Origin of the sequence: Amycolatopsis sp. 2-15 (assembly GCF_030285625.1) — a bacterium.
In the GTDB taxonomy this organism is placed as follows: Bacteria; Actinomycetota; Actinomycetes; order Mycobacteriales; family Pseudonocardiaceae; genus Amycolatopsis; species Amycolatopsis carbonis.
This window is the reverse complement of record NZ_CP127294.1, coordinates 7,092,330-7,107,558: the sequence shown is the minus strand read 5'-3', so window position 1 is coordinate 7,107,558 and position 15,229 is coordinate 7,092,330. Positions and strand designations below refer to the sequence as shown.

17 protein-coding genes are annotated in these 15,229 nt (G+C 67.6%); 10 read left to right on the top strand and 7 right to left on the bottom strand.

Features of this window, described 5'->3' with window-relative positions:
• Positions 1–256: 256 nt before the first annotated feature.
• On the top strand, positions 257–469 hold the full coding sequence (locus QRX50_RS35175; protein WP_285967413.1) for a hypothetical protein: 213 nt from the start codon (positions 257–259) through the stop codon (positions 467–469).
• A gap of 16 nt (positions 470–485) precedes the next feature.
• Positions 486–662, top strand: coding sequence for a hypothetical protein (locus QRX50_RS35170; RefSeq protein WP_285967412.1), 177 nt, complete (start codon positions 486–488; stop codon positions 660–662).
• Between the two features lie 447 nt (positions 663–1,109).
• On the opposite strand, the gene QRX50_RS35165 is transcribed toward QRX50_RS35170, so the two are convergent.
• A complete protein-coding gene (locus QRX50_RS35165; RefSeq protein WP_285967411.1) occupies positions 1,110–1,250 on the bottom strand; it encodes a hypothetical protein in 141 nt (46 codons plus the stop codon).
• Between the two features lie 412 nt (positions 1,251–1,662).
• Positions 1,663–4,464: a bifunctional YncE family protein/alkaline phosphatase family protein gene (locus QRX50_RS35160; RefSeq protein WP_353074026.1), complete on the bottom strand. Its 2,802-nt coding sequence runs from the start codon at positions 4,462–4,464 to the stop codon at positions 1,663–1,665.
• 1,154 nt (positions 4,465–5,618) lie between these two features.
• Between QRX50_RS35160 and QRX50_RS35155 the strand changes: the two genes are divergently transcribed.
• From QRX50_RS35155 to QRX50_RS35145, 3 genes are all read left to right on the top strand, one after another.
• Positions 5,619–6,275 (top strand): NUDIX hydrolase, encoded by a 657-nt coding sequence (locus QRX50_RS35155; RefSeq protein ID WP_285967409.1) that lies wholly within the window; start codon positions 5,619–5,621, stop codon positions 6,273–6,275.
• Positions 6,276–6,498: 223 nt separating this feature from the next.
• A complete protein-coding gene (locus QRX50_RS35150; RefSeq protein ID WP_285967408.1) occupies positions 6,499–6,783 on the top strand; it encodes a hypothetical protein in 285 nt (94 codons plus the stop codon).
• Positions 6,776–7,960: a putative T7SS-secreted protein gene (locus QRX50_RS35145; RefSeq protein ID WP_285967407.1), complete on the top strand. Its 1,185-nt coding sequence runs from the start codon at positions 6,776–6,778 to the stop codon at positions 7,958–7,960. Before QRX50_RS35150 ends, QRX50_RS35145 begins: the two co-directional genes overlap by 8 nt.
• Here QRX50_RS35145 and QRX50_RS50480 read toward each other — a convergent pair.
• A complete protein-coding gene (locus QRX50_RS50480) occupies positions 7,926–8,048 on the bottom strand; it encodes an Imm32 family immunity protein (RefSeq protein ID WP_434533171.1) in 123 nt (40 codons plus the stop codon). The genes QRX50_RS35145 and QRX50_RS50480 overlap by 35 nt on opposite strands.
• On the opposite strand from QRX50_RS50480, the gene QRX50_RS35140 reads away from it, so the two are divergent.
• From QRX50_RS35140 to QRX50_RS35130, 4 genes are all read left to right on the top strand, one after another.
• Positions 8,016–8,291 (top strand): hypothetical protein, encoded by a 276-nt coding sequence (locus tag QRX50_RS35140; RefSeq protein ID WP_285967406.1) that lies wholly within the window; start codon positions 8,016–8,018, stop codon positions 8,289–8,291. The two genes, QRX50_RS50480 and QRX50_RS35140, sit on opposite strands and share 33 nt — an antisense overlap.
• 270 nt (positions 8,292–8,561) lie before the next feature.
• Positions 8,562–9,101 (top strand): Hint domain-containing protein, encoded by a 540-nt coding sequence (locus tag QRX50_RS35135; RefSeq protein WP_285967405.1) that lies wholly within the window; start codon positions 8,562–8,564, stop codon positions 9,099–9,101.
• Between the two features lie 333 nt (positions 9,102–9,434).
• Complete coding sequence (locus QRX50_RS49945; RefSeq protein ID WP_353074024.1) at positions 9,435–9,530, top strand: transposase; 96 nt, start codon at positions 9,435–9,437, stop codon at positions 9,528–9,530.
• 180 nt (positions 9,531–9,710) lie between these two features.
• Positions 9,711–11,372: a sensor histidine kinase gene (locus QRX50_RS35130; protein WP_285967404.1), complete on the top strand. Its 1,662-nt coding sequence runs from the start codon at positions 9,711–9,713 to the stop codon at positions 11,370–11,372.
• A gap of 155 nt (positions 11,373–11,527) precedes the next feature.
• Here QRX50_RS35130 and QRX50_RS35125 read toward each other — a convergent pair whose 3' ends face one another.
• Positions 11,528–11,812: a hypothetical protein gene (locus tag QRX50_RS35125; RefSeq protein WP_285967403.1), complete on the bottom strand. Its 285-nt coding sequence runs from the start codon at positions 11,810–11,812 to the stop codon at positions 11,528–11,530.
• A gap of 569 nt (positions 11,813–12,381) precedes the next feature.
• On the bottom strand, positions 12,382–12,786 hold the full coding sequence (locus QRX50_RS35120) for a hypothetical protein (RefSeq protein ID WP_285967402.1): 405 nt from the start codon (positions 12,784–12,786) through the stop codon (positions 12,382–12,384).
• Positions 12,787–13,369: 583 nt separating this feature from the next.
• Between QRX50_RS35120 and QRX50_RS35115 the strand changes: the two genes are divergently transcribed.
• Positions 13,370–14,356 carry a ferritin-like domain-containing protein gene (locus tag QRX50_RS35115; RefSeq protein WP_285967401.1) on the top strand — a complete coding sequence of 329 codons (987 nt, stop codon included), beginning with the start codon at positions 13,370–13,372 and terminating at the stop codon, positions 14,354–14,356.
• A gap of 60 nt (positions 14,357–14,416) precedes the next feature.
• Here QRX50_RS35115 and QRX50_RS49940 read toward each other — a convergent pair whose 3' ends face one another.
• Both QRX50_RS49940 and QRX50_RS50475 read right to left on the bottom strand, forming a co-directional pair.
• The gene (locus tag QRX50_RS49940; protein ID WP_353074180.1) at positions 14,417–14,857 is read right to left on the bottom strand and encodes a methylated-DNA--[protein]-cysteine S-methyltransferase; all 441 of its coding nucleotides are present in this window, start codon (positions 14,855–14,857) and stop codon (positions 14,417–14,419) included.
• Positions 14,858–14,872: 15 nt separating this feature from the next.
• On the bottom strand, positions 14,873–15,205 hold the full coding sequence (locus QRX50_RS50475) for a methylated-DNA--[protein]-cysteine S-methyltransferase (RefSeq protein WP_434533170.1): 333 nt from the start codon (positions 15,203–15,205) through the stop codon (positions 14,873–14,875).
• Positions 15,206–15,229: the final 24 nt, after the last annotated feature.

The following is a 15,229-nucleotide window of genomic DNA, read 5'->3' as shown; positions in this document are numbered from 1 at the left end:
AGGACCGCGCGAGACCAGTCGATATGTCGTTGCGGGTCGGTGGACGCGCAGCCGCTTCTCGCGACGATCGAGGTGCTGCGTGATTTGTACGCGAAGGGTGCCCTGAAGGTGCCGGTCGGAACGCCGGCGGAGTTCGTGCCGACCCGCTGACGCGGTTACCTCGAGCACGCCCGCGAGGCCGCCGACACCACCGCCTACCGGCACTACTGGGAACTGTGCACGCTGCTGGGCCTGCGCGACGTTGCGCGCGGGCGACGTGTGGGTGCCCGGGTCGCGCCGCTACGCCGACCCGACCACGTTCCGGCTCCCCGGGCAGCGGTGGGAGGGGCGGCGGGCGGAGTACTGCGCTCTGGTGGCCGTCTCCCCGTCGGCGAATGAGGCGTTGGAGCAGGTCGGCGAGCAGCTGCACGCCGCGCTCGACGAGCTGGAAATGCTGCTCGCCTCCGGCGACGGGCCGGTCCACGACTGACACAGGCGCAATCGTCGTGTTCAAGCTCTCGGCGATGGCCGTGCCGGACGCCGTCGAGCAGCTGCGCTTGCAGCTGGTGGACCCGCTGCCGCGGCCGGAACTGACCGAGCTGCTCATCGAGCCGGACTGGTCGTCGACGACGCCATTGCGGCGGTGTCGCTGGGCTGAACGGCCCACCTCGTTGCGTACGTAGTTTCTCCGTAGGACTCCCGATGTGCGGACGGCCAGTAAGAAGCAACACTTCAGGGGTACGAAGCGAAACCGACACGGAGGTCCCTCCCGATGGCGATCGACTCTCTTCGCCAGCAGTGCCCGGTCTGCTTCCGGTCCACCGTCCTCATCAGTCACTGGTGGGGCCGGCAGTGGACGCACGTGGGTACCTGGCGCCCCGGCTGCGAGATGGCCGGACGCGACCGGGAAACACTGCGCTTCCCCGCACCGGACACCAGACCACCTGCACGGGATCTGGCCGCCTGAACGAAACTCTCCGCCACCGCGGAAAGGAGATGCTCACTCTCCCGCCGACCGACCGAGTGAGCGCCTCCGCCGAACCCCGTACGCGCGCCTCCGCCGCGGTACGGGGTTCGGTGCCGTCCGGATAAATACGACAACCGCTGGATCCGGCTCGCCCTGGCCCGCGTCACCCGGCCACCTCGACCGGGGCGACGACCGCGGGCTCCGGCTCCCAGCCGAGCTCAGCCGAGCGCTGACCGGAGCGATAGGCCTGCTGCTCGACGAGAGCGACCACGCACCAGCCCTCGCCGCCCGAGTCGAGAACCACCTACGCACCCTGACCGGCACGCCAAAATTGAACCTGCTTGGCCCGCGTGCAGGATCACGATCCGGGTGGCGGCCCTGGCCGCGCTCGCGGGCCACGCCGGCTCGGCCGCGTTGTTCCTGCCGCCCCTGCGCACCGCCGCGCTCGCCGGCGTGGGCGACCCCGGCCATGTCGCGCTCACCTTCGGCGACGGGCCGCACCCCCGCTCGTGCGGGCCAGCTGATCGACGACGATCTGCGGTTCGAGGACGGTCCGGGTGCGCCGCGGCCGACTGCTGCACCCCGGCCAAACACATCACCAATCCGCCCAGGTCTCCATCACTCGAGCGAATTGACTTAGGCGGAACGCGGACGGCCCGCCGGATACCCGGCGGGCCGTCGCGTCGTGCTGCTGTCGAGTTGTTAATGCTGACTCGTCAGTCGGTGTCGGGGCCGGGGAGGTAGGCGCCGGGCACCTGGTTCGGTGGGTAGATCTTCGTGTCGCCCGGGTAGGGCGTCTTCCATTGGTGGGTCTGGTACCAGGTGTAGCGGTTCATCTGCTCGGGGTTCGAGTAGTCCGGGATCGCTCCGTTGCCGGTGGTGTGCTGGCCGCCGAGCCAGGTCTGCCACGCGGCGGCGGTGGCCTGCATGTCCGCTGGTACCGCGACTTTCTGAGCCTCAGCCTTGTTCAGCGCGGTCGCCGCGGCGCCCGTCTGGCCCAAGGTGTCGAGACCGCACGACGGGGCGGTGGCGATGCCCTCGGTGAGCGGAACCTGGTTCCGCACCGTGGTGAACGGCGTGTAGTCGGGCTTGTTGGTGAACGCGTCGACCATCGGTGTGGCCGCCGCGAGCTTCTCGTTGAGCGGCTGCGCTCCGAGCATCTGCTCGATGGTGCGGACCATGCTGATCTGCGAGTAGTAAGTACTCACGGTCTTGCCGTGCACCGCGTACGGGCTGATGACCTGGACCGGGGCGCGGTGTCCGTCGACGTGGTCGGCACCGTCCTGGCTGTCGTCGTCGACGACGAAGATGGCCGAGTCCTTCCAGTACTGGCTGTGCGAGATCGTGTCGACGATCTGGCCGATGGCGAGGTCGCCGTCGGCCACGCCCGACTCCGAAGTGGTCGGCCCGCCGGTGTGGTCGCTGGACAGCCACACCATGTTCAAGTTGGCCGGACCGTTCTTCTCGAAGTCCTGCTTCCACAGCTGGGCGCGGTAGACGTCCGGGATCGACAGGTCAAACGGCGGGGACTGCGGGTCGGCGATCGCGTTCAACGACGGGATCGCCGAGCCGTAGGTACCCTTCAGCGCGGGCGCGGTCAGTTGGCCGGCATCGCCGCCGTTCTGGACGCTCGTGGCCGCGCAGTAGTACTGCTGCCAGCTGCCGGAAGGCCTGCCCTCCATGTACTCGAACTCGCCGTAGTTCCTGGCGGTCTTGCCGGCGGCCTCGACCCCGGTCCACAGGAAACCGGCACGCTGGTGACCGAGGACGTCCTCTTCGGTGTCGTAGCTGCGCTGGTATTCACCGGCCGAGGATTCGGTGTACTCGGGGTTGTCACCCTCCATGAGCCAGTTGTGGCCCTCGGCGGAATTCGTCGCGGGGTCGTAGGTGTTGTCGTAGAGGCCGAACTGCGTGGCCAGCGCGTGCTGGTTCGGCGTGGTCTTCGCACCGAACTGCGTCAGGGTCGGATCACCGTTGCCCTGTTTCATGTCGCCGAGGATCTGGTCGTAGGTGCGGTTCTCGTTGATGAGCAGGAAGACGTGCTTGATCGTCGACGGATCGCCGATCCGGGCCGGCACCGGCACGGCCGCCGCTTTGCCGCCCTTGGACTGCTGGACGTCGTTCTTGCCCCAGCCGTTCTGGGCGAAAACCGTGTCGGTGTACTTGCCGGCGATGTCCTTGTCGCTCGGCATGGTGAAACGGGTCAGCGACGCGGTGGTGCTGTGCGTGTCGTGGCCGGTCACCGGGACGGTGCCCTGTCCCTTGGACGTCGTGATGCCCGGGCCCCGCGCGTCGATACCGCGAGTGTTGGTGACCACGACCTGGCCACCGACCGTCGCCACGTCCGACGGGTAGTAGTCCGTCGGCAGCAGGCCGATGTAGCTCACCGGCTGCTGCGGTGCGCCGTCATAGCGGTAGACCGCGACGGCGTTCGCCCGGCCGAGGGTCACCAGCAGGTGCCCGTCGGCGGTCAGCGCGATGCCGGTGGGCTCGTAACCGACATCGGACGACGGCCACGGCTTGGTGTCGATCGTCTGCACGACCTGGTTCTTGGTGGTGTCGACGACCGAGACGGTGTCGCTGTTGGTGTTGGCGACGAACAGCGCGTTGTTCTTGACGTACATCGCGGTGGGGTGCAGCCCGACCGCGATCGATCCGACCGCCGCTCCCGGTTTCGCGGTGTTGATGACGCTGACGGTGCCGGTCGTCGAGGCGCCGGTGGATCCGTTGGCGGGCACCTGGGTGCCGTACGAGTCCATCGTCGTGTCGCCAGCCTGGGCCTGGCGGCCGCCCTCGTTGCTCACGTAGAGCGTGTTGCCGACGAACGCGAGCTCGCGCGGCGCGATGCCGACGTTCCAGGTCTGCTCGACCGCACCGGTGGTGGGGTTGAGCGCCACGACCGTGTTCTGCCCGTTGAGCGCGGCGTACAAGGTGGAGCCGTCAAGCGAGTACTTGAGCTGGCCGACCAGCGCGGAGTTGGCCACTCTACTGCGGTCGTTACCCGAAAGATGGGTGCCCGACGTCGGTACCGGGAAGCGGGTCGGCGTGCCGAGGGTGCCGTCGGCGTTGACCGGGAACCGGGTGATGGCGTCCTGCTCGGGCAGCCAGAGGAACTTGCCATCCGGCGAGTAGGTCGGCCCCTCTTGCCCGACGGAGCCGTCGGAGAGCTTCTGGTTGACCGCGGACGCGGTGCCCACCGTCCAAATCAGCTTGTAGCTATTCAGGTCGAAGACCTGCAGAGCCACCGACTTGTCGGTGCTGGTCGCCGCGAGGAACCGCCCGTCGGGGCTGACCGTCGAGCCCATGAACTTGCCGAACTGGGTCATCAACCGGGCGCCGATCGGGTTGATGAGCTGGTCGTCGGCGACCTGCAGCCCGTTGCGGTACTGCGTACCGACCTGGTTGTCGCCCGGCGGCACTGTGGTGGCGCCGGCCACTCCCGTGCCGATCGTGAGAACACCGGCCAGACCGGCCACCACGATGCGGAACCGTTGGCCGTTCCGGCGCGAGAGCCCCAACCGGACTCCCGAGCCTTGCCTGCGTTGTCTCGTAACTTGCATACCTATCCCTTTCTACCGGGGCGGGCAGATCGTCCGGAGCGCCGAAATGCCACATTCCGAACTCCCACAGAGGGTCGGGCCGCAATACCCGTTGTGACACGGACCGCGAAAGCTGCCGGCCTCCTGAAGTTCGTGACCATCGGCGACCTACCACCCACCCGGGGTGACGTTGAGCCGGCAGACCCAGCCGGTCAGAGCAGACCGACTGGGGTCTCTAGGTCGCCGCGATCGGCCTCGGCAGCCCGAACAGCACCCGTCGCGGCGTCGTCTGACCGGTCTCGTCCGGCGCGACCAGACCAGGTACGTGGCATTCCGCGACATCGAGGTTCAGCCTGTCACAGGCGACGACCTCCGCGTATTACGAGCGGATTTATGCATTTGGACCCTCTAATGTGATCTGCGGCTTGAAGAAACCTAACTACACTCCATAGAATCGACAGGGCGTACCAGGTGAACCTTGGGTAACGTACGAATGACATTGAATGAACGAATTTCGAGTGTTCATCGGACTACTGACAGAAATGGATCACGACGCTGCCTGCATGGCTCGAATGGTAAGAAGAACACTCGAAATTGCCAAAGATATTGTAAAGTCCTGATCATGTGATCATAATCAGTCAAGGCTTCGGAGGTGGGTCTGCTTCCCGAAATATTGCGACAATTCGGTTATCGGTGACGTCGTCTCCTGCGAAACGGCTGATCCACTTGGTCGATACTGTTGGGAAGGCCGTACAACGCATCGGCGACGAACGTCTGATCGCAGTCAATCCAGTGACCGACATCGTCCACGCGACAGCTCGAAGGACTGCGCGGCGACCGAGATCTGGAGTACTGGCAGCGGGTCGTTGCCGGCGCCCGGCCACGGCAACGCCTGGGCAACGATCACGCGCTCGCCTTGGAGATCACTGCGGAGCTGGTGTACAAGCGATATCGGGCGTGACGGCTGGGCGCTGTCCGGCAGAGGCGTAGACCTCACTGACTCCCCGCCCGGCACAGCCATCCGCGAAGTCGAGGAAGAGGCCGGCCTCGACATCGAGATCACCGGCATGTTCAGCTGAAGCCCTCCAAACCTACTGGCAGCTCCAGACCGAACCCGCCATTCACCGCTGAGGATGACCGTGAAGCTGATCGACATCTTCAACGACCGCTACGAACCCGTCGGCACCGAGGACAAGAAGACCGCCCACGCCCAGGGCCTGTGGCACCGCACCTTCTCCGCGCTCGCGATCAACCCCGCCACCCAGCGTGTATTTCTCCAGAAGAAGGCTCCGGGCCGATACAGCTTCGACCGGTCTGACTTTGCCGACATCACCGTCGGCGGCCACTACCAGGCTGGCGAGAACATCGCTGACGGCGTACGCGAGGTTCACGAGGAGCTGGGCCTGCCTGTTGCTTACGCTGACCTGCACCCGATCGGCTTGCGGCAGACCGCCGTGACTCTCGCCCCCGACTACGTCGAACGCGAGTTCCAGCACTGGCACCTGATCCCGCTCAACGTGGCGTTGGAAGACATCCCGCTCGCCGACGCCGAGGTATCCGGCCTGGTGGACATCGCTTTGGACGACGCGATCAGGCTTGCCGACGGCGACACCGACACCGTGCCCGCACGCTACGCCACCCGAACCGACACCGGCCTCGAATACAGCGAGGCCACCCTGACCACCGCCGACCTCATTCCCAACTACCTCAAACTCGACCAGCTCTACCTGCGGCTGTTCGTCGCCGCGAGCCGGTTCTGCGCCGGCGAACGCACGCACCTGTTCTGGTAAACCGGGGATTCAGGCAGTCACGCCGGCTGTGCGATCACCGTCTCTTGGCCCCACCTGACGCCGCGCGGCGGAACAACGACACCAGGAAGGCCTTGTTTCGTCTGCGAGTGATCGAGAGCTTGCCGACAGTTCGGGCCCATAGGATGATGCACGAGTACTGTGAGTGTTCGAGGGGGCCGTTTCAGTGGTGGATGGGCCGGGGTTCCATGTCGACGTCGACAAAGTGGCTGAGGCCGGACGCGGGATCAGCCGCAGTGTCACCGATCAGCAGGGTTTCCAGCTCCGCGGCCTGTGCGGTGACGCGGAGCTGTACGGCCATCAAGGTGTGCACGACGGGCTGATGGACTTCTGCGTGCGGTGGTCCGACGGCCTGGACATCCTGACCGACGACGCCGACAAGATCGGCGACACCCTCACCAGAGCCGCGAACGCCTACCGCGGAATCGATGATGCATCAGCGCGGACCCTGCGGACCGATCCCGGGCAGCAGGCGGTCGAGGGTGGCTGAACTTGGCGAAACCCAAGATCCGGCAGCCCTGATCCCCGGCAAACCGGAGGCGATTGAAGAGAACGCGCGCGTCCTACAGGCGCGCGCCGGCGAAGCGGGTAATGCCGCCGACGGTCTCAAGGCAATCGACACCGGCGCCTGGCAAGGGCCCGCCGCATCAGCGTTTCATGACAAGTTCTCCTACGAACCCGGAAAGTGGTACGCAGCAGCCGACTCCTTGCAGGCCGCCAGCGGGGCGCTCAACGACCACGCCAGCACGCTGCGGTGGGCACAAGCTCAGGCAGCCGAGGCCATCTCGCTGTGGAATCAAGGCCAAGCCACAACCCAGCAAGCCAAGGCGTCCCACGACCATGCGGCTGCGCAGGCCGCGGCGAACAACCAGCCCCCACCACCCTTCACCGACCCGGGCGAGTCACAACGGCAAGCCGCTCGCGAAAAGCTCAACCGCGCCCGCGCCCAGCTCACGGACAGCGGCAACATCACCGCGCAGACACTGCGCGACCGTGCAGGTCAGGCACCACAGAAATCCAGCTGGCTCGACGACGTCGGGGACACACTCGCACAAGCCGGCGCAGATGTAGTCAACGCGATGGCTTCTGCCGGGAACGCCATGCTCAACCACCCGCTGGATACCCTCACCGCCGTGGGCGGTATCGGTCTCACGGTGATCAGCAGTGCCGGGGAAGGCGTGGGCGGACTCTTGGACGCGACCGGCGTGGGGGCGATCGCCGGTGTGCCGCTGAACATCGTGTCCGCAGCCGGTATCGCGGCCGGGGCATCGATGACGGGCGCTGCCGCCATAGATTCAGCAGGTCACGGCGCCCGCGACGACCACGTCGAACCCATCAAAGCCAACAGCAGCAACGAGAGTGCCGGAAGTTCCACCGCGGACTCCTCCCCGCCGGCGGGGGCGCAGGACGGCTGGTCTTCACGAGCATCCAGTAACGGCAAGGGAACCGTGTGGCTCTGCACCGGAGTCGCGGCCCGAGGGTGCGCGGGTGATGGTCAGCGGGCAATCAGGTTCGGGTCGAGCAGCTCGTGCACGTGCCGGAGGCCTGCGCGGAACACCTGCGGGCCAACGGCCCAGCGCCGTGCCGAAGCCCCCCACGTTGGCCACGCCTTGGCAAGAGCGGAAAAGTGGTTCAACGGGCCGGCATACCTCCGTGCGGGCTGTTGATCACCAAGGGCAGGGATCCCTCGACGAGGTAGGGGTGCCCGGGGAAGTAGTCGACGTGAAGGTAGCCGCCGTCCTCGGCAGTGGCCATGGCATGCACGTTTTCGGCCAGGACGGCCCTGGAATCGACGTCGCCGCTGATCACAGGTATCTGCGTCTGGCCCTCGAGGCGGATGTGGACGCCGGAGCAGGGTGTCTTCCTGACTTCGATTCCCGCCAGCGTGCGGCCTCAGCTGGCGTGGCACTTCTTCAGGTCGGTGTGCTGATCGCGGTCGAACTGGTCTACGCGCGGGAAGCTTATCTCCGATGGGTCGACGCGCTTGCTGGCGAATGAATTTCCGCCGGTGGGAACAGAAATAGACGCTATAGTGGTCGCTTTCATGCCTAACGGCGAGCTGCGGTTGGATGCTCGGCCGTCGATTATTTTGAAATGGGAGGGTAATACAAAGGCGTTTTAGCAGTTGTCGGCGGGGTGGTGTGCGTAGCTGCCCCCGATAGGCTCTGCCTGTGCGCGATCGCAGCCGGCGCAACAGCGATCTCACAGCGCGCCGGCGCCGTAGCAGCGGCCGGTGGAGTGACCGCAGGCGCCGGAGTCGCAGGCGAGATGTTCGGCGACGGCGCCGGTGAAGCAACCGGCGGCGGAGCTGGGGCGGAAGCGGCCGCGGGCGAGTCCGCCGGCGAGGCAGGCGCGGCGCCCATAACCGCCGACCCGCCGCCACCTCCCGTTGCGAAGAACGCTCCGGCTGAGGAAGCCCCGGCTGCCAGCCCGGCCAAGGCTTCGTCTGGGTGCAACAGTTTTGCTGGTGCCACGGGCGTCCTGATGGCTGATGGCTCGAGCAAGCCGATCGATCAGGTCCACGTCGGCGACGTGATCACCAACGCCGAACCAGACGGCCACAACGATGAACAGCACGTGGTGACAGCGGTGCACGTCACCACCACCGACAAGTCCTTCGACGACCTCACCTTCAGCACGCCGGACGGGCCGGCGACCATCACCAGCACCGCCCAGCACCTGTTCTGGGACGCCACCCTCCACACCTGGCGCGAGGCCGACAACCTCCGTGTCGGCGATGAAGTCGACAGCCCGGACGACGGTCACGTCACCGTCGTCATGCCGGGTCTGGTGACCACAGCCCCTTGATCAGGAACTACGAAAAAGGTAACGGGAGCGAGTGATGCCAGGCGGGCGCGCGATGTCGTGATGGGTTGTTGATGAGGACCTGGTGCCGATCGAGCCGATACCGTGACGGACCTGGGCATGCCAGTGATCAAAGACGTTCCTTTTAGAGTGTGTTTGAGAAGGCTCGGCGTGCGTGCGTGACCTTGTCGGCGCAGATGATCAACAGTGCCGGGGTGGCACGACGTGCGCGGTACCCCTCGGACACCAGCGACCAAACACTGGGTTCTGATCGAGCCGCTGTTAGCGGAGGTGAGGACCGGGGCCGGCGGGAGAAGCATCCCCGGCGCGCGCTGAGTGGACGCGATCCTCTACGTCGTGCAGACCGGGTGCTCGTGGCGGCAACTTCCCGCATACTTCCCGCCCTGGCAGACCGGGGTTATGTTGGAGTAGTTGCCGCTGGTCGGGCCGGTGGTGGCGAGGTGATCGGCGCGGCCGGATCCGGCCGGCGGCGGTGGGTGGCCGGGCACGTCCACCCGGACGGTTCCTGGCCGGCCTTCCGGCTGTCGGCGCGCGGGCGCTGGTGGGCGTCGAGCGAGGAGGCGGCGTGGCTGCCGCCGGAGCGGAGGCCTGATGGTTACTCAGCTGAGCGACCGGATCGCCAGGGAGCAGGCAGCACTGCGGCGGGTGGCGACGCTGGTGGCCCGGGCAGCGCCGCCGGAGCAAGTGTTTGCCGCGGTCACGGAGGAAGCCGGGCGGCTGCTGGGCGCCCACCACTCGTGGATGGCCCGGTACGACCCCGACGGCGGGGCAACGTTGGTCGCGACGTGGAGCAGCACCGGCGCCGCCGTCCCAGCCGGGACCCGGCTGCGCCTCGGAGGGCGCGACGTGCGCACGCTGGTGTTCCGGACCGGCCATCCCGCGCGGATCGACAGCTCCGCCGGCACCCCGGGCGTCATCGCCGGCCTCCCCCGCGAGTTCGATTACGGCACCGCCGTGGGCGTGCCGGTCAGCGTCGAGGGCCGCCTGTGGGGCGTCATGGCCGTCGCATCCTCGCCAGGGGAGCCGCTGCCGACCGATTCCGAGGCGTGGCTGGCCGGGTTCACCGAGCTGATGGCCACCGCGATCGCCAACTCGCAGGCGCGCGTGGAGCTGCGCCGGTTCGCAGGGGAGCAGGCGGCGCTGCGGCGGGTGGCAACGCTGGTGGCCCGAGCGCCGCCGCCGGCAGAGGTGTTTGCCGCGGTCACGGAGGAAGCCGGGCGGCTGCTGGGCGCCCACCACTCCTGGATGACCCGGTACGACCCCGATGGCGCGGCAAGGTTGATCGCCACGTGGAGCAGCACCGGCGCCGGCGTCCCCGCTGGAACACGGCTGCCCCCCGGAGGGCGCAACGTGTACACGCTGGTGTTCCGGACCGGCCGTCCCGCACGGATCGACAGCCCCGCCGGCACCCCGGGCCCGGACTGCGATGTCGCCAGCGAGCTGGGCGTCCGCTCGGCCGTCGGCGTGCCGGTCAACGTCGAGGGCCGTCTGTGGGGTGTCATGGTCGTGTCATGCACGCAAGAGGAGCCGTTGCCCGCCGACACCGAGGCGTGGTTGGCCGGGTTCACCGAGCTGGCCGCCACCGCCATTGCCAACGCCGAGGCCCAGGCCCAGCTGGCCGCTTCCCGGGCGCGGATCGTGACCACCGCCGACATCACCCGCCGCCGGATCGAGCGCAACCTGCACGACGGCGCCCAGCAGCACCTGATCTCCCTCGCCCTGCAGCTACGAGCCGCGCAGCTGGCCGCGCCACCCGGGACCGGCGAGCTGATGCGGCAGCTCGACGAGGTGGCCACTGGGCTGGTCGAGGTGCAGGAGGAGCTGCGCGAGATCGCCCACGGCCTGCACCCGGCCATCCTGGCCGAGCGCGGACTGCGCTCCGCACTGAAGGCGCTGGCTCGCCGGTCCGCGGTCCCCGTCCGGCTGGATGCCCAGGTGGAGGGGCGGCTGGCCGAACCTGTCGAGACCGCCGCCTACTACGTGGTGGCCGAGGCGCTGACCAATGCGGCCAAGCATGCGCACGCCACCGTTGCCGAGGTCCAAGTGGCCGCCGGTGAGGGCGTGCTGCACGTGCGCGTCCACGACGACGGCTGCGGCGGCGCCGACATCACCCGCGGCTCCGGTCTCACCGGTCTCCAGGACCGGGCCGAGGCGCTTGGCGGCCACCTGGCACTGCACAGCCCGCCCGGAGAGGGCACCACCCTACAGGTTCAGCTCCCGGTGGAGCACGCCGCCGAAGCCGACCGGCTTTGAGCATGTCAGCGATCAAAAACATTCCGCTTCAGTCCGGAGAAGGGTCGGTTCGCCAGACCGCCCTACCGGCGGTGATACGGCCACCGTGGTGAAGATCGTCGTTCACCCCGGCTGGAGCAGGGGCATGACCGCGCCGACAGACGACATCGCCATGCTCACGCTCGACCACGCCGTTCAGGCGCAAGCCCAGCGAACACCGTCGCGCTGCCCGTGAGGAACCAATTCCGCTCGAGCACGCCGACGAGCGCCCACACCGCCCGCGCGGTGAACAGCGACTCCGTCATGACCATGCTCGCGGTGATCGCCATCGGCGCACCCGCCCACAGCACGGCCAGCAACAACCCGACGCGCGGCAAGCTCACCAGCCGGCCGATCCGGTACAGCCCGCACGCGGCTGCGATGCCGGCGACCGTCGACACGATGAGGTCGGCCGCAGTCACCGAGATCCTCGGCAGCTGGCCGACGAACTCGGTGAACGCGGGGTAGAGCGGAAAAAACCCGTACGGCGCGTAGGGAAAAGGGTGGCTGCTGATGTCTACCGGGTGGGGGACACCGGTGTAGTTCCGGGTACCACCAGCCGTCCCACGACCGCAGCCGGTCGAACAACGGCTGGTTGCTGTGCGCGGCCATGAGGGCCAGCACGCCCACGCTGAACAGCCGGACCGCGAGGAACAGTCCCGTCGCGCGCGCGTAACCCGACCGTGCCCACGGCAACGCGCGCGCGAGATCGGCGTCCGGAGGGGAGATCGGCCGAACGAGGAGGAGGCGCGGTGAGCGCCCGCCCCACTGTGTTCGGCGTAGGCCTGTCCGCGACGTCCGTCAACATTGCCCCCACCTTTGGGAATTCGGCTCAGCCATCTTCCGTCGAGTCGATCAAGAACAGCGTTACCCAGCTTCCAGGTGATGAGGGCCACCGTCCGCCGCCGGTAAGACGAACCTCGGGCGAGCAGCTGGCACGCCTCATCCTCGGTGGTCAGGCTCTGCGGCACCGGCGCCCGCCGCTTCAACGTCACGCGTCCGCATCCTTCTCCTCGGTGATCGTGAACGACACGATCTCGGGGCCGTCGCTGGGACGTTGGGCGAAACCGACGTTGCCGTTGCCCAGCAGCGCGATGCGAACGTCCCCTATCGGGAGCGACGAGGACTTTGCCACGAGCTGGCTGATCTTGACGGCGAGCTCGGGCTTGGTGACCGCGTTGACCTTCCACGGCGACAGCCGGCTCATCGGCTCCGTTGTCAACCGCACGGTGTATTCGGTCCGAGGGGTGTTGTAGGCGAGGCGGATGACTGCGGCGGCGATCGTGCCGAGGTGCGTCGGGCCCTCGTTGGTGCCGCCGAGTATCCGGTAGCCCTGGTTCGCGCTGCCCATGAACTCGTGCCGCGGCCCGCCGTCGGCGTGCGCGACCCCGCTCATCGGGACTCTGCCGACGCGGAGCTCGGCGGCCATATGCTGAACGACCGGGGCGTCGACCAGGCGCTGCTCGGTCTCACCGTAATGCGCTGCTTGGATCCGGACTGTAATCGAATACCTCCAATGTGGACGGTGACGTTGTGGTCGGGAGAGGTGGCCCGCCCAGCGGGGGAGTAGTAGGCGGACCACCGGCTTGAGGGATCAGGCGCTGAGGTGTGGCGGTTACCGCCGACCCGGGTCTGCTGAAGGTCGACTCGCCGAGACCGCGATCGGGCGGCCCGTCATCGCCGCGTGACCCGTGTGGCGCTATCGCCGTGGGAACAGTGGCTGCCGGCATGGCAGTCGGTAAGAACCTCCGACCGCGCGGCGCTAACCAGTCAGCGTGTGTTCCGATCGAAGACGAGCGCCCCGACGCACTCTGGAGGTTTGGCTGATGATCCGTTCTTCGATCGCGCGCCCCAAGGCCAGGCGAGGTTGATAGCTCGCTCGACCCGGCAACGGTCGTATCTGTGGCCACTACAGCCTTGAATCAACAATGCCCGCTAAGGATCCGCCTGCCATTGGCGGGCGGGAGAGGAGCTCGCCCGTGTTTGGGAAACGCTATGCCGCGTCGATGATTGCCCGGAGCGCCGAGAACGTCCGGGACCGTCGCCGCTTTCTGCGAGCGGCTGGAATGGCCAGCTTGGGTGTCGTCGGAGCCGGAGCTCTTGGCGGGCTCGCCGCAAGACCTGCGACGGCGGCGACCGCTGCGGCTGCAGAAGGTGCCGTCAGTGACGGTGCGGTGCTCAACTTCGCGCTCAACCTCGAGTACCTCGAGGCCGAGTTCTACTTGCACGCCGTCACAGGCAAAGGACTCGCTGATTCGATGACCACCGGCACCGGGACCCGTGGCGGCGTCACGGGTGGTCGCGCGGTCAAGTTCAAGACCAAAGCCACCCGCCAATTCGCCCAGGAGATCGCGTCGGACGAGAAGGCCCACGTCCAGTTCCTGCGGACCGCGCTGGGCTCGGCGGCGGTGAGCCGGCCGTCGATCGATCTGCAGTCCAGCTTCACCGCGGCCGCCCAGGCCGCCGGCCTGGTCAAACCCGGCCACAGCTTCGACGCCTTCGCCTGTGAAGAGAATTTCCTGCTCGCCGCGTTCCTCTTCGAGGACGTCGGCGTCACCGCCTTCAAGGGCGCCGCGCCTCTGATCAGCAACAAGACGTACCTCGAAGCTGCCGCCGGCATCCTCGCAGTCGAGGCGTACCACGCCGCTGGCATCCGCAGCGCGCTTTACCAGCACGGCGGCAGCCTCGACGGTTTAGGCCACCTCGGCCACGACCTCAAGGAGGCCAGCGTCAAGCTATCCAACGCCCGTGACAGCCTCGACGGTTCGGTCGACGACGACCAGGGCGTCGTCGACAGCCAGGGCAATGTCAACATCGTCCCGGCCGACGCCAACGGCATCGCCTACAGTCGCTCTCCCGGCCAGGTCCTCAATATCGTCTACCTCACGCCGAAGGCGGCCACCTCAGGCGGGTTCTTCCCCAAGGGCCTGAATGGCGAGGTCAACACCAGCGCTGCCAACGGCTGACCCAACACCACAAGGCGGGCGCCGGAGCGTCTTGGAGGACGCCCTGGCGCCCGTCGACTGTTAGGCCTGGGTGCCCCCGCTCCCGCCGCGGCACCGGGAGTCCGGCGGCAGGAGCGGGAGCGCGCGTTCGTGTTGTTCTGCCTCGCGTTTCGAGCGCAGGAGCCGGTCGGGTAGGTGCGGATCGACGACGGCGTGACAGGCTCGCAGCATCGTCGCGCCGTGTTCCCGCACGACCGCTTCGAAGGGCCGCATGTTGCGCTGTTTCAGAACAGCCTGCCGTCGTCCTCGGCGGGCGGCTCTTCCAGGTTGAGTAGGAAGCGTTTTGCGGTCGACACCGCCCGCGTACCCGGTCAGGCCGCCGCTCGCGCCGACCACGCGGTGGCACGGCACGACGATGGTGATCGGGTTCCAGCCGTTCGCGTTGCCCACGGCCTGCGCAGCGCCCGGGTCGCCGAGTTCCGCGGCGAGGTCGCCGTAGGTGCGCTTCTCGCCGTACGGGATCTTCGTGAGCAGTCCTCACACCTTGCGGTCGAAGGCCGAGCCGCGTGGCGCCAGCTCGAGATCGAAGTCCCGCCGCTCGCCGGCGAAGTATTCCGTCAGCTGGCGGATCGCCTCCGCGAAAGTCGGGTCGCTCCCGGCCCCAGGCCCGTCAGGCGCGGCTCGCGCTTGTGGCCGTCGAAGTAGAGACCTACCAGGGCCGTGCCGTCCGCGACCAGCGTCAGGTCGCCGACCGGCGAGGCCGCGACCGCGTGTCGAACGCCCATGTCCTCGTTCCCTTCTCCTTGCGTCACAACGGATAGGTGCGCAGGCTCGCCGAAGTGTTAGATCAGCCCTGCGATTGTTCCCCACCCATCAGTTGCTGCTAAGGGATGT

Bases quoted from the DNA above. Each gene is read 5' to 3' on its own strand.
- QRX50_RS50480 (WP_434533171.1), bottom strand. From the start codon at position 8,048: ATGGCCACTGCCGAGGACGGCGGCTACCTTCACGTCGACTACTTCCCC.
- QRX50_RS35155 (WP_285967409.1), top strand. From the start codon at position 5,619: ATGACCGTGAAGCTGATCGACATCTTCAACGACCGCTACGAACCCGTC.
- QRX50_RS35135 (WP_285967405.1), top strand. From the start codon at position 8,562: ATGTTCGGCGACGGCGCCGGTGAAGCAACCGGCGGCGGAGCTGGGGCG.
- QRX50_RS35120 (WP_285967402.1), bottom strand. From the start codon at position 12,786: ATGAGCGGGGTCGCGCACGCCGACGGCGGGCCGCGGCACGAGTTCATG.
- QRX50_RS35130 (WP_285967404.1), top strand. From the start codon at position 9,711: ATGGTTACTCAGCTGAGCGACCGGATCGCCAGGGAGCAGGCAGCACTG.